15 protein-coding genes are annotated in these 13,561 nt (G+C 47.2%); 11 read left to right on the top strand and 4 right to left on the bottom strand.

Annotated features, from left to right (window positions below; translation table 11 throughout):
• Positions 1 to 4 precede the first annotated feature (4 nt).
• On the top strand, positions 5 to 574 hold the full coding sequence (gene ssb, locus FC34_RS06625; protein ID WP_057894632.1) for a single-stranded DNA-binding protein: 570 nt from the start codon (positions 5 to 7) through the stop codon (positions 572 to 574).
• A 24-nt stretch (positions 575 to 598) separates the two neighbouring features.
• Entirely contained in the window at positions 599 to 835 is a 237-nt protein-coding gene (gene rpsR / locus FC34_RS06630) for a 30S ribosomal protein S18 (RefSeq protein WP_057894633.1), read from the top strand.
• A 45-nt stretch (positions 836 to 880) separates the two neighbouring features.
• Here the strand turns inward: rpsR and FC34_RS06635 are convergent, their stop codons facing one another.
• Positions 881 to 1,435 carry a hypothetical protein gene (locus FC34_RS06635; RefSeq protein ID WP_057894634.1) on the bottom strand — a complete coding sequence of 185 codons (555 nt, stop codon included), beginning with the start codon at positions 1,433 to 1,435 and terminating at the stop codon, positions 881 to 883.
• Positions 1,436 to 1,565: 130 nt separating this feature from the next.
• Here FC34_RS06635 and FC34_RS06640 point away from each other — a divergent pair, with 130 nt between their 5' ends.
• From FC34_RS06640 to FC34_RS06650, 3 genes are all read left to right on the top strand, one after another.
• A complete protein-coding gene (locus FC34_RS06640) occupies positions 1,566 to 2,153 on the top strand; it encodes a TetR/AcrR family transcriptional regulator (protein ID WP_057894635.1) in 588 nt (195 codons plus the stop codon).
• A gap of 75 nt (positions 2,154 to 2,228) precedes the next feature.
• A complete protein-coding gene (locus FC34_RS06645; RefSeq protein ID WP_157052265.1) occupies positions 2,229 to 3,242 on the top strand; it encodes an amidohydrolase family protein in 1,014 nt (337 codons plus the stop codon).
• Positions 3,243 to 3,361: 119 nt separating this feature from the next.
• Positions 3,362 to 3,847 (top strand): methylated-DNA--[protein]-cysteine S-methyltransferase, encoded by a 486-nt coding sequence (locus FC34_RS06650; RefSeq protein WP_057894636.1) that lies wholly within the window; start codon positions 3,362 to 3,364, stop codon positions 3,845 to 3,847.
• Between the two features lie 33 nt (positions 3,848 to 3,880).
• Here FC34_RS06650 and FC34_RS06655 read toward each other — a convergent pair whose 3' ends face one another.
• Positions 3,881 to 5,284 (bottom strand): DUF2252 domain-containing protein, encoded by a 1,404-nt coding sequence (locus FC34_RS06655; RefSeq protein WP_057894637.1) that lies wholly within the window; start codon positions 5,282 to 5,284, stop codon positions 3,881 to 3,883.
• A gap of 124 nt (positions 5,285 to 5,408) precedes the next feature.
• On the opposite strand from FC34_RS06655, the gene FC34_RS06660 reads away from it, so the two are divergent.
• Positions 5,409 to 6,029 (top strand): NAD(P)H-binding protein, encoded by a 621-nt coding sequence (locus FC34_RS06660; RefSeq protein ID WP_057894638.1) that lies wholly within the window; start codon positions 5,409 to 5,411, stop codon positions 6,027 to 6,029.
• 77 nt (positions 6,030 to 6,106) lie between these two features.
• Here the strand turns inward: FC34_RS06660 and FC34_RS06665 are convergent, their stop codons facing one another.
• Together FC34_RS06665 and FC34_RS06670 are read right to left on the bottom strand one after the other, a co-directional pair.
• On the bottom strand, positions 6,107 to 6,745 hold the full coding sequence (locus tag FC34_RS06665) for a potassium channel family protein (protein ID WP_057894639.1): 639 nt from the start codon (positions 6,743 to 6,745) through the stop codon (positions 6,107 to 6,109).
• A gap of 3 nt (positions 6,746 to 6,748) precedes the next feature.
• Positions 6,749 to 8,131 (bottom strand): TrkH family potassium uptake protein, encoded by a 1,383-nt coding sequence (locus FC34_RS06670; protein WP_057894640.1) that lies wholly within the window; start codon positions 8,129 to 8,131, stop codon positions 6,749 to 6,751.
• Positions 8,132 to 8,212: 81 nt separating this feature from the next.
• Between FC34_RS06670 and FC34_RS06675 the strand changes: the two genes are divergently transcribed.
• The 5 genes from FC34_RS06675 to FC34_RS06695 all read left to right on the top strand — a co-directional run bounded on the left by FC34_RS06675 (position 8,213) and on the right by FC34_RS06695 (position 13,531).
• Complete coding sequence (locus FC34_RS06675) at positions 8,213 to 8,725, top strand: transcription repressor NadR (protein ID WP_083479282.1); 513 nt, start codon at positions 8,213 to 8,215, stop codon at positions 8,723 to 8,725.
• A gap of 128 nt (positions 8,726 to 8,853) precedes the next feature.
• On the top strand, positions 8,854 to 10,041 hold the full coding sequence (locus FC34_RS06680; protein WP_057894641.1) for an MFS transporter: 1,188 nt from the start codon (positions 8,854 to 8,856) through the stop codon (positions 10,039 to 10,041).
• 430 nt (positions 10,042 to 10,471) lie between these two features.
• The gene (locus FC34_RS06685; RefSeq protein ID WP_057894642.1) at positions 10,472 to 11,725 is read left to right on the top strand and encodes an ABC transporter substrate-binding protein; all 1,254 of its coding nucleotides are present in this window, start codon (positions 10,472 to 10,474) and stop codon (positions 11,723 to 11,725) included.
• A gap of 79 nt (positions 11,726 to 11,804) precedes the next feature.
• A complete protein-coding gene (locus tag FC34_RS06690) occupies positions 11,805 to 12,680 on the top strand; it encodes a carbohydrate ABC transporter permease (RefSeq protein ID WP_057894643.1) in 876 nt (291 codons plus the stop codon).
• Entirely contained in the window at positions 12,680 to 13,531 is an 852-nt protein-coding gene (locus FC34_RS06695) for a carbohydrate ABC transporter permease (protein ID WP_057894644.1), read from the top strand. Before FC34_RS06690 ends, FC34_RS06695 begins: the two co-directional genes overlap by 1 nt.
• Positions 13,532 to 13,561: the final 30 nt, after the last annotated feature.

Here is a 13,561-nt window from a genome sequence, read left to right on the forward strand (position 1 = left end):
AGTCATGATTAATCGCGTTGTGTTAGTTGGCCGCTTAACCCGTGATGTTGAGCTGCGTTATACGCAAGCTGGAGCCGCTGTCGGTTCCTTTACGCTTGCCGTTAACCGTCAATTCACAAACCAAGCCGGCGAACGAGAAGCAGACTTCATCAACTGTGTCATTTGGCGCAAGAGTGCAGAAAACTTTAGCAACTTCACACGTAAAGGCTCTTTGGTCGGCGTTGAAGGCCGGATTCAAACCCGGAATTACGAGAATCAGCAGGGACAACGGGTCTATGTGACCGAAGTTGTCGTGGATAATTTCTCCTTGCTTGAATCCCGTTCTACTACCGAATCCCGTCCATCCGAACCTGCCAATAATAATCAAGGCTTCGGCAATCAAAACTTTGGTGGCGACCAGCAAAATGGTGCCCCAACCCAAAGTTTCGGTAATTCTTCCCCTACCGCATCTGGGACGACTAATTCTCAAAGTGGTGCGCCTGCACAAGGCGGCTTCAATGCGAACCCAAGTCCTGATCCGTTTGCCAATAATGGCCAACCGATCGACATCTCAGATGATGATTTGCCATTTTAAATTGACAGTAAAGGAGTGACATTCATGGCACAACAACGTCGTGGTGGCCGTCGTCGCCGTAAGGTAGACTTCATCGCTGCTAACCATATCGAATACATCGATTATAAAGATACTAACTTGTTGGAACGGTTCGTCTCAGAACGTGGTAAGATTTTACCTCGTCGGGTTACCGGTACCAGCGCTAAGAACCAACGTAAGTTAACCATCGCAATCAAGCGGGCTCGCATTATGGGTCTCCTTCCTTTCGTTGCAGAAGACTAATACGTACACAAAAAGCCGCGAGCAATCGCGGCTTTTTGTGTGCCATTATGATTCTTGATATAAGAAACCAAGTAAGGCTAACCAAACGACGACCAATGCGCCTGGTACGAGTAGATAGGTCATTGGTAGCACACCACCAAAGAAACTATAGGTGCCCAGCCAAGCCCCAATGAAGAAGCCCATGTATTTTAAAGCCTTATTTTTGGTAAACAAGCACACGGTGATTATCCAAATCGCACATAACACGTGGCCGCCTAAACGGATCGGCATCGCAATGCTGGCAGCGACATTGGCTAATGTCATGATGCCACAAGCCACATCGAGTGTAATCCAACCGTATCCGGCCGCCTTCGCCCAAGTTGGCGCTTTGAGCCGGGGAATAATGAAGAAGATAATCAGATGATAAGCCACCCCTAACGCCCCCGAGAACTTGGTCCCAGAGTCTAACAGAATAAAGATGAACATAATCGCTGGAATAACCCCAAGCACTTTCAAACTGACATATTCTTTATGGGTATCAAACGGATAACCTTTCCAGTTCAATAGACAGATGCCGATAAAGACGAGGGCAATAATCCCAAACATCAAATACTTTGCCATACTAATTTCCTCCTTAGCCATTTTGCTGTTGCTTTTATAAGCTTGAATTTAGTATAGCGGGCGGATTTAGTATGGGTAACCGGCGATTGTTGTCACATCGTGCTAAAATGTCACTAAAAGGAGTGATTCCATGCGACCGCATCATATTCAATTAGCCCAGGATCAACAACCGGATAAACGGCTGCAGGTGACGCAGGACAAACTTTTTGCTGCGCTTGAGCAAATCTTTGCAACCGGGACAACTTTCCAGACTGTGACGGTGAGTCAATTATGTCAGCGCGCCGGCCTTGCCCGGCAAACGTACTATCGCCATTACGATCAGGTCGTTGAGATTCTTGAAGTGCAATTTTCGCGGCTGGTGAATCAATTTTTAACAAATGTTGACCAAACGCCGCTCAGTCAAATTGATGCGGCACCATTGGTGGTGAAACAGTTGCAGGCGAATCAGACATTGTTGCAGATGATTCAATGGGCTGATGCCGAAGAAAGTACCATCATGGTATTGGTTAATGATATGACCCGGGTAGCATTCATCAATGAGTATCGCAGTGAATTACGCGCGTTTGTCAATGAAGTGATTGCCCGCAGCGTGTTTAGTTTCAGCCGGGTGATGTTGAAGAACCCGGCCATTGATACTGCAGACCTCGTCCGTCTTTACGCGTTAATGATTCCTGACCCACGACAAATTTTCAATCGGTTGGATAGTGACAATCTCTAGGATTTTGACAACAAACTGCGCTAGCGAGCGGGCTTTTTTGCGGCTATAGTGTGCTTCGAAAGGTGGCTTTAAATTATGAAATTTATCACACTTGAAGAACACTGGGAATCAGCAACTGTCAACGCCGCCGCGCAAGCTTATGTGACCAAGCCGCAGCTATCAATTAATCCAGCGGATCATAGTATCGCTGATTATATGGCCAAGAACCCCCGCGATAATTCTGAAATTACCAGTACGGATGACCAACGACTCGCCTTTATGGATGCGAATCAGATTCAAATGCAAATTATGGGGTACGGTGACGATACCCCGCAAAACCTGAGTCCTGATGTGGCCATCCCGTTGTGTCGTCAGGCTAATGATGAGTTGAGTCAAGCCGTCCAGGCACATCCTGATCGGTTTGGCGGTTGGGCTGTTTTACCAGTAGGTGACCCTGAAGCAGCCGCGGATGAATTACAACGCGCAGTTCAAGTTGACCATCTCCAAGGGGCCATGATTCATGGCTATTATGGGGATAAAATGTTTGACGACCCGCGGTATGATCCAATCTTTGCTCGTGCTGAGGCTTTGGATGTGCCGCTGTACTTCCACCCGGCTGTGGTGCCGGCCACCATTAGTCAGCATTACTATCAAGGTAATCAATGGGATGCGTTAACAGCTTGGGCGTTTTCTGGCGCTGGCTGGGGGTGGCATGAAGACCTCGGGGTGCAGATGGTTCGGCTGATTCTGGCGGGCGTGTTTGATCGCCATCCAAACTTGCACATTATCACTGGTCACTGGGGTGAAATGGTGCCGGGATTTTTGGAACGATTAGACCAGGTGGTGACTCCGGCGACGCACTTGGATCGAAGTATTGGCGAGACCTACCGGGATAATTTTTATATCACGCCCAGCGGGATGTTTTTCCCCACCCAATTACAATTGACCATGGCTGAAATGGGCAGTGACCATCTGATGTATTCAGTAGACTATCCCTATAATCATCCGGAAAATATTGCCGGTTTTCTAGCTGATGCGGGGTTAAGTCAAGCTGACCAACAAAAAATTGCCTACGATAATGCCATCCAGTTGCTGCATCTTAGTCATTAAATTTAGGTTCATTGAGCCCACACAAAAAAGCCGCGAGCAATCGCGGCTTTTTGTGTGCTGTTAATTGGCAAACTGCAGTATAATATGGCCTAAGATTAAGAAGAAGTAAGGAGGAGCCTATGCAACTCGATTATGGTGAGTTTACGTTTAACCATCAGCATTTCTATCTCGCGGGCACATCCAAAGGTCTTGCGTTTGTGGGTTCGCCCGATGCTGACTTAGCCGAAATTAGTCGTTTCTTCCCGCAAGCTACTTTAGAACCTAACCAAGACACCGTCCAAGTCGCTGCGGATGCTTTAGTTGCCTATCTGAGTGGGCAGGCGATGACTGTTGATGTGCCGCTTGATGTCATCAATGGTACACCGCTCCAACGACAAGTGTGGACGATACTGCAAGAGATTCCATATGGTCACACTTGGAATTATACCCAGCTGGCCCAAGCGGTCGGGCGGCCAACAGCCGTTCGCGCTGTCGCCACTGCTGTCGGCAAGAACCCCCTGATGCTAGTCATTCCCTGTCATCGAATCTTGCGTAAGGATGGCGCATTGGGTGGTTTTCGTGGTGGTCTGCCACTCAAACGTCAATTACTGACCTTAGAAGCCTAAAAAATCCTGTGACGCTGTCGTCACAGGATTTTTTTAGTTATCAGGGTTGTCAGTGGTTGGCGTTACTGGTTCAAACTGATGATTAGCCAAGGCTTCGACAAAGTTCTGGTAGTCTTGCTTAACTTGATTGACATATTCAGCGGTCCATTCGCTCATGGCGGTATTGAATTCGGCTTTATTGCCGATATAGCCTTGAATTGTTGGCACTGTTGGACTTTGCGCATGGGATAGCGCTAGTAGATAGGCACAAGCCTGCGCATAGAGTTTGAAGTTCTGCCAATCTAAGGTGGTCAAATCAATACTTTCTTTCATGTCCCGAAACTGGCGCACATAATAGCTATGGTCATTGAGATTGAAGTGGCCGAGGAAAGGATCTGATGCTTTTTGTAAGATGCGTTGGGCATCGATAATCCGTTGGCCTTCATCAATTTCTTGAGCTAAGGTAATGCGCTTTTTGTCCGGGAGAATAAATTCCCGGGTCGGCAGGGCTTCTTTGACTTGTAATACCAGGTGGCTATTATCATTGCTGGTGAAGAGCACCAAATAGCAGCGGGTCCCAAAACTCCCTACGCCCACGCTATGGCGAATGATGTCAGTCACATGGTAATTGGAGAGCAACAGGTTCACATCTGGCCGGGTGGTCTGACGATAGTCGTTAATCCCCGTTTCAATTGCTTTATAGGTTTCATCAGTGACATGAATCGACTTTGGTGGCACATCGCGGAACATCACATGGCCGAGGGCATCCGTCGTGGTGAATTTGTCGACAACGCGTTCTGAATTATGCTGCATGGCCTTTTTGATAATGGGTTGGACGAACGCAATCGGTTCGGCATCGACTTGCATCTCACGAAACAGTTCATGAATTTCACTGGAAACGTAGAACCGATCGAGCGTGTTGAAGCTCATCGCTTTATTAATCCCAAACTGGTAGACTTCGCTGGCGCGTTCAACCAGTTTAATCAGTTTACTGTCTTTAAACTGGTTGGCCTCTCCAGCGAGCACAATGCTCACAAGCAGGCGCTTGAGGTCAAATTCAAAGCTGTTGACCCCAGCCTCATCAAAGTCGTTTAAATCGAATAAGAGCCGTCTTTCCGGCGACGCATAGAACCCAAAGTTCCCAATGTGGGCATCACCAGAGGCGACGACATTAATTTTGGAGCGGGTCTGGTGAACCATATCACCCGCCATGACTTCAGCCGTACCCCGGAAGAACGCAAAGGCAGATGCGGCCATGCGTTGATGACGCATCGGGATGAGTTCAGGAATTAAGGCCGCTTCGACCCGTTTAATCGCCTCATTGGCATCGCGGGTGCTGACCTTGTACACGCCAAGATGGGCAAATGGCACCTTGTCGCGGCGGCTTTTCCCATTCTGGTGGAGTGTTTTCACATCATGATTGACATGGAGTTCTGTGAGATCAAGTTCTTTAACCATAAAGTGCACCTCTTTTGTTCGATTATGGCGATTGTCAGCAAAAATCGTCAAGCAATAGCCCCTTGCGCTGGTCGAAGAGTGGCTGTTGGCGTTATGCTGACAATAGTATGAAGGAGGGATGTCGATGAAAGTATTTGTTGCAGGTGCAAGTGGTCGAGTCGGCCAAGCACTAATCCGTCAATTGGTGGCCGCCGGTCATGAAGTGATTGCCGGCACCCGGCATGACGATGATGATTTTGGGCCCCACACCACGCGGGTGGCTTTTGACCTCCATGCGGAAGCCAAGGAGATGGCCCCAATGCTTGGCGATGCTCAGGCTGTGTATTTCGTCGCCGGTTCACGGGGCAAAGATTTGTTGCAGATTGATGCCTATGGCGCGGTTAAAGTCGCGCAGGCGGCTAAATTGCACGGAATTAATCGTTTCATCTTGCTCAGTTCCTTATTTGCGACTGAACCTGAGAAATGGTCAAAGGATTTGTATGCGTACAATATTGCGAAATTCTTCGCTGATACCTGGCTGATTAATGACGATAGCTTGGATTACACCATTGTCCAACCAGGTAATTTGCGTGATGAACCCGGCACCGGTTTAGTCCAACTGAATGTGACCACCGGTGGCGCCAATCCAATTCCAGATGTCGCGGGAGTGTTGGTTGCTGTCCTTGACGCACCGAACACTTATAAGCACGTGGTGACCATGCACAGTGGTGAGACATCAATCGTCGACGCAGTAAAGGCATTTTAAAGCAGTCGACAAATAAAAAGCGGTTGAGACAAAGTTGACTTTGTTTCGACCGCTTTTTATCATTGCCCGGGTGATAATTAGCCTTTATTCTGAATGACGATAAGAATGTCATCCGCCAGAATAGTAAGATCTGCAGTGACAGGCATAATGGTCGCTTGATTGCGGATAATAGCGATGACAGTGATTTTAGCCTTCTGGCGAATGTCAGCTTCAGCGATTGTGTGATTGATCCAAGCGGTATCGGGGCGTATTTCGCTGATGGCAATCCCATTGGCTTGGTCGATGACGTCCAGAATATTGGGATTGACGAGGCTTTTGGCAATTTTCTCGCCCATTTCGACCTCGGGCAAGACGACTTGGTCCGCCCCCAAGCGGGTGAGAATCTGGGCCTGACGGGGGTCCAACGCTTTGACCACCACACGCTTGGTTCCTTTTTCCTTGGCCATCATCATTGACATAATCGTCGCTTCGAATTCTTCCCCCATGGCAAAAATCGCCACATCAAAGTCTCCGATGCCAATTTTGTCGAGGACATCCTCGTCACTGGCATCACCAATCACCGCCTGATCGACGCGATCGGCGATATCATTGATTTTTTGTGCGTCTTTATCAACCACCATCACGGCGACGTCTTGGGCGACGAGATTATGAACCAAGCTAGTGCCAAAACGGCCTAACCCGAAAACGACAAAGTTTGTTGCCTTTAAATTATTCATGATTTACCCCACATTAATTTCTGCTTCTGGATAGTCGACGGCTGATTGATTGCGGAGGCGCCCGCTGAGTGCCACGGCGACAGTGATGGGCGAGAGTCGGCCAATGAACATGCACAGGGCGATGACGCATTTACCAATCACGGATAGATGCGGCGTTAAGCCTGTCGTGACGCCAACAGTGCCCACAGCAGACGTCGTTTCAAAAATTAGATCTAAAATCGACGGTCGAAAGCTATTGTTGGCTTCTGAGAAGTGTAAGACTAAGATCGTCAGCAAAGTCAAAATCGTTAATGTGCCAGCAATGGCGAGGGCTTTTTGTAAGTTGGCCAAGGCAATCTTGCGCTTGAAGACGACCAAATGTTGCTCCCCGCGTAACGCCGAGCGGACAGCAATAATGAGCACGGCTAGGCTAATTGTTTTAATCCCGCCAGCGGTACTAGCGGGCGAGCCACCGATAAACATTAAGGTGCTGCCGATCAGTTTGGAATAATCGGTCAAGTTCGCTTGGTTGAGACTATCAAACCCGGCCGTCCGCAGAGTGACCGATTCAAACATCCCGGTGAGTACCTTATTTTGCGGTGCCAGTCTGCCCATGGATTTGGTATTGTCCCACTCCAACAAGAGAAAAATAACCGTCCCAAACACGAGTAACGCTGTTGTGGTGACGAGGACGAGCTTCGTATGTAAAGACAGATGCTGTATTCGCCGTTTGAATCCTAGCGGTGAAGGATGCCGTAACTGCGCCAGTTCCGCAATCACGGTGAAGCCCAGACCACCAAGAATAATTAGTGCCATCAGAATAAGGTTAAGTGGCCAATTGGTTTGAAAAGCGACTAAACTATTGTCGCCAATAATATCAAAACCAGCATTACAAAAAGCTGAAATCGCATGAAAAATCCCGTAACGGATGGAACGCCACAAGTCATTGCCAGCAGCCAGGAACACCAAAGTGAGTAAAATCGCCCCAGTCCCTTCAATGACTGCGGTATACCGCAGTACGCGTCGAACCAAATGACCAGTGCCGCCGATACTATTTTGGCTGAAGGCGGCCTGAATGGTGCTGCGATCACGCAGGCCAATGCGTTGGCGGGTGAGTAATAAGAACCCCGTCGTGACAGTCATAAAGCCAATCCCGCCCAATTGGATGAGGGTAATGATGACGAGTTTGCCAAACCAGCTCCAATGACTCATCGTGTTAACTACGATGAGTCCGGTCACGCAGTTAGCTGAAGTCGCTGTGAACAACGCATCCAAAAAGCCAATGCTCTGGCCATTTTGGCTGGCAATCGGCAGGGTTAACAGACACGCGCCGATGAGAATCATCAACAAGAAGCTGATGAGAATGACTTGCGGCGGCGATAGACGCAGGCGAGCGATAGCAATCATCTCTTTCCTAATAGATTCAAGGCGTGCCACGCGTGGTGACATGTGCTAGGCTAATGATATCGCATACAGGAGGATTTTTCGATGATAAGCAACAGTGAACGTCAAGCCCAGATTAAAACGCAATTGACTGCCAGTGAACGGCCAATCAGTGCCAGTGCTTTCGCTAAGAAATTCGGTGTCAGTCGGCAATCAATTGTCGGTGATGTGGCGCTTTTGCGAGCACAGGGCGAAGATATTGTCGCCACCCCGCGAGGTTATGAATACCAGCAGACATTGCAAAATACCGCTGTTCTCGCAGTTCAGCACACACCAGAGCAAATGGGGACAGAGTTATTATTGCTGGTCGATGCGGGGGTGCAAGTCTTGAACGTCATTGTGGACCATCCAGTCTATGGTGAATTACGGGGTGAGTTGATGCTTAAGTCCGCCAATGATGTGCAACACTTTATCCGTAAGGTCACCACGAGCCAGGCCCATTTACTTTCCGAGCTGACGCAAGGCGTTCATTTGCATACCATTGCGTTCGACGATGTGCAGCAACTGACGCATGTCCGTGACCAACTGAAAGCGGCTGGTTTCTTATACGAAGGGTAGTAGTGCCAAAAATCCGCCTAGTCAGGCGTATTTTTTTGGTTTCATCGAAGTGTCTTGACATATCTGCTGAAAAATAGTCAACTAAGTCTTATAGGTGTCAAGACACCCTTTGATGAGGAGGATTTATTATGACGACACAGACTGCGCCGCGGCGCTTATTGGTCATCTCTGGTTTGGCCTGGCTATTTGATGCAATGGACGTTGGGTTACTGGCTTTTGTGATTGCTGCCCTCAAAAGTGAGTGGGGCTTATCAGCGACGGAGATGGGCTGGATTGGGAGTATTAGTTCACTGGGGATGGCTGTGGGAGCTGTCTTCTTTGGCATTCTGGCTGACCGGATCGGCCGAAAAGATGTTTTAATTTTCACGCTATTATTATTCTCAGTCGGGGCTGGGTTGTCGGCATTGGTGAGCAGTTATGTCCTCTTCTTAATTATTCGGTTCTTTGTCGGGGCCGGTCTTGGTGGCGAATTGCCCGTCGCCTCGACTTTGGTCTCCGAATCCGTCCCTGTCGCGGCCCGCGGCCGGATGGTGGTCTTGCTTGAGAGTTTCTGGGCTGGTGGCTGGTTATTGTCGGCTTTAATTGCGTATTTTGTCATCCCACAATGGGGTTGGCGGATTGCGGTTTTAGGATCAGCTTTGACTGCACTATATGCCCTGTATCTCCGCTACGGTTTGCATGAACAGCCGCATGCGGTTAGTGCTAAACAGTCCTTACGCCAGAATTTGATCACCTTATGGCGGGCACCATATTGGCAGAAGACATTGATGTTGTGGATCGTTTGGTTCATGGTTGTCTTTTCGTATTACGGCATGTTTCTGTGGCTGCCATCGGTGATGGTGATCAAAGGCTACAGTCTGATTAACAGTTTTGGCTACAGCTTGATTATGACCTTGGCCCAGTTGCCTGGCTATTTTATCGCTGCCTGGTTAGTCGAGAAATGGGGTCGCAAACTTGTCTTGTCCCTGTTTCTGCTAGGGACAGCGTTTAGTGCCATGGGCTTTGCCACAGCTGGTAATGTGGGGCTTTTGCTAACGTTTGGTGCCTTACTCTCATTCTTCAACCTTGGTGCCTGGGGTGTGCTATACGCGTATTCGCCTGAACAATATCCACTGGCTATTCGTGCAAGTGGGACCGGCATTGCGGCTGGCGTTGGGCGACTGGGTGGCATCCTTGGCCCCCTGATGGTCGGTAGCTTAGTTGCAGAAGGCGTGAGTCTGACGCTCATCTTTGGAATTTTTGCGACCGCAATTGTTCTCGCTGTGGTGGCGATTATCACGCTTGGTCGAGAGACAAAAGGCGTCGTGTTGGATTAATAGTTGTTTGAGTAACTTTTAAAGGAAGAGCTTGCCGCTGGCAGGCTCTTTTTTGTCCGGCAGAAGCGGTTGTTTAGCTTTTATATCTGATGAGAAACATTAGTTATTTATTATAATTATGTTGACACCGTTTCCATAATTATATTAATCTGAATTAAGACATTTTTTGAAATTAATTTATTGGGGGACGGTGCCATCGATTGAAAATGAGTTTGAATCTATTTCTAAGTCGAGATGACCAATGTTTTCAAGACCTAGAGGCAAGCTTTACATAGTTGCTGTAGCGTTTCACGTGAAACATCTGATTTATGGCTGGTTCTTATGGGGAAGAACATCAGCTGAGTTACTGATTGCCATCGACTTCGACAGAGACTCCGAAGCGATATCTGGGCATGAAACGAGTCTCGTCAAAATAGGGAGTGTATTAATAATGAAAATCAAACGCCTTTTAGCGATTACGGTGACTGCTTTAGCAGCTATCACTCTGGCAGCTTGTGGCAAATCAAGTGGTAGTAGTGATGCCAGCTCAGTCAAAAAGATTACTATCTTTCAATCTAAAGTGGAGATTACAGACGATTTAAAGAAACTGGCAAAACAATATGAGAAAGAAAAAGGCGTGAAGGTTGAAGTTTGGGGGACCACTGGTGATGACTACATCACTCAGGTCAAAACCAAACTTTCGAACCGGACATCAGGGCCAAACATTTTTAGTTCTGGTGGTGGGCTTGAAGGCGAACAACTGAAAAGTTACATGGCAAATATGTCTGATGCAGCTTTTGCTAAGAATATCGCGAAGAACAAAGCTTTTGAAATCGACAAGAAAGTCTTGGGTCTGCCATACAGTGTTGAAGGTTATGGCTTGATTGTGAACAAGGCCTTAGTCGATCCAAAGTCAATTAATGATCCTGATAAGTTCATTGCTTTCTTGAAGGAAAGTAAGGCCGATGGTGAGTTTACAGGATTTGAACTCTCCCAAGAGAGCTACTTCTTGATTGGGCATATGTTGAATACAGCTTTCTCGCTGCAAAAGAATCAACGACAATTTGTGCAGGATGTGAATTCTGGAAAGGTTAAACTGCAGAATGTTGATGAATTCAAGCAGTTGGCCAAGATTTATGAAGCCATCCGCGCCTACACCAATAACCCATTGCAAGTGAATTATGACAAGCAAATTGGGGACTTTATGACCGGAAAGACAGCAAGTATTAATCAAGGAATGTGGATCAATCCACTGCTTTCGAGTTATAAGAATTCAACTGCAGAATTAGCGATGGTGCCATTCCCATTCGAAGGCAATGACAAAATTGCTGTCGATGTGCCGCAATATTGGCACGTGAATGCCAATAAGTCATCTGCAGAGGTTAAAGCCAGCATGGACTTCTTGAATTGGTTGACCTCGAGTAAGACAGGCCAGGATTATATCGTCAACAAGTTCCAAATGATTCCAGCAATGACCAATATCAAAGTGGACACGGCGAAGATGGATACGCTCTCTCGGACCGTTTACGATGCATCACAGTCCGGCGATGATTTCTCATGGGCTTCTGTTTACTGGCCATTTGGCATCGTTGACACTGACTTGGTTCCGGTAGCGCAGAAGTTCTTTACAAACAAGTCGATGACCGGCACAGAATTCGTGAGCCAATTATCAGCAGAATTTGTCAAAGCTGCTCAGAAAAAGTAGGCAGCACTTACCGCATGGGGTAGCCGGAACTTTGGCTACCAGCCATTATTAATCACTTATCATTGATTCAGGAGGCGCTATGAAAAATAAAAATGACAAGTATTGGAATCTTCTTTTCGTAGCACCAACCGTGCTTATCTTCATCTTTGTCGTTCTCGTCCCGTTTATCATTGGGATCTATTATTCTTTCTTCTCATGGGATGGCATTCAAAGTAATCCCAAAATCTTTGTTGGCTTACGAAACTTTATTAATGTCTTTAGTGACGGCCGGTTCCTGAATTCGGCCTTAAAAACCTTTATTTTTACAGTTCTAGGAGTCATCACTATCAATGTGCTCGGACTCGTAGTGGCTTTACTGGTGACTTCCAAACTAAAGACCAAAAATCTTGTTCGGACCTTCTATTTCATGCCTTATCTGATCGGGGGCTTAATTCTAGGTTACATTTGGAAGTTCATTTTCTCTGATGGTTTCGCGATTATTGGTAAAGTGACAGGTTTGGATAAGTTCTTCTTCAACTGGTTGCTAGATCCGAACTTTGCCTTAATTGCCATGGTATTTGTGTTCACCTGGCAGATGGCTGGCTATGTGATGATTATCTACATTTCAGGGATTCAAGCGATTCCTGGGGATATGATTGAAGCCGCTGAAGTTGATGGTGCTAATCGCTGGCAAGTTTTTTGGAAAGTGAAGCTGCCCTTGATTATGCCGGCAGTGACGATTTCATTGTTCATGACTTTGTCGAACTGTTTCAAAATTTTCGATGTGAACTTGTCGCTGACGGGTGGCGGTCCGGCCCATGCCACTGAAATGTTCGCGATGAATATCTATAATGAGATTTTCTCGAATAGTAACTTTGGCTATGGTCAGGCCAAGGCAGTGATTTTCTTCCTGGTGGTCGCTGTATTCACGTTAATCCAGGTCAGCATTACCAAGAAACGTGAGGTGACTATGTAATGACTAAACGCCAAGCTAATGTTTTCGTTTGGATTGGTAGCTTGCTGGTCCTGCTTGTGTCTATCGTGCACTTGTCGCCACTCTACATTTTATTTACCAATTCGTTTAAGACTCGGGAAGAACTGTATAATAACGTTCTCTCTTTGCCGAGTAAGTTTAGCTTTCAGTATTACCAAGTTGCCATGGAGCGAATGAATTTCTGGACCTCGCTATTGAATAGTATTGTCATCACTGTGGTGTCAACGATATTGATCATCGTGCTATCAGCGATGACGGCTTGGGTATTGGCTCGTAATGAGTCCCGGCCTTGGGCGAAATGGATTTTCATGATCTTCATTGCGACCATGTTGATTCCATTTCAGACAATCATGATGCCGCTCATTCAATTCTTTGGCAATGTCCAAGAGGTCACAGGTATTCCTTTCCTCAATACTCGTGGGGGCCTAATCTTCATGTATGTCGGTTTTGGGACGGCGATGTCCGTTTTCCTCTACCATGGGTTCATCAAGTCGATTCCGTTTAGTCTGGAAGAAGCGGCCTATCTTGATGGTGCTTCTAAATGGACCGTTTTTTGGCGAGTGATCTTCCCAATGTTGAAGCCTATTACGAATACAGTCGTCATTTTGAATGTCATCTGGATTTGGAATGATTACTTGCTGCCATCGTTAGTCTTAGCTGATGAGCACCTGCGCACTATTCCACTGTCCACGTTCTCGTTCTTTGGACAATTTACCATTCAGTGGAATTTGGCAATGGCTGGCTTGTTGTTGACCATTATTCCAGTCATTGTGTTCTATGCCTTTGCACAACGGAATATTATTCGCGGTGTAGCCGAGGGGGCTGTCAAATAAGCTTCAGCGCTGAAGCCACACAAAAAGGAG

The sequence above is a fragment of the Lacticaseibacillus brantae DSM 23927 genome (genome assembly GCF_001436115.1).
In the GTDB taxonomy this organism is placed as follows: domain Bacteria; phylum Bacillota; class Bacilli; order Lactobacillales; family Lactobacillaceae; genus Lacticaseibacillus; species Lacticaseibacillus brantae.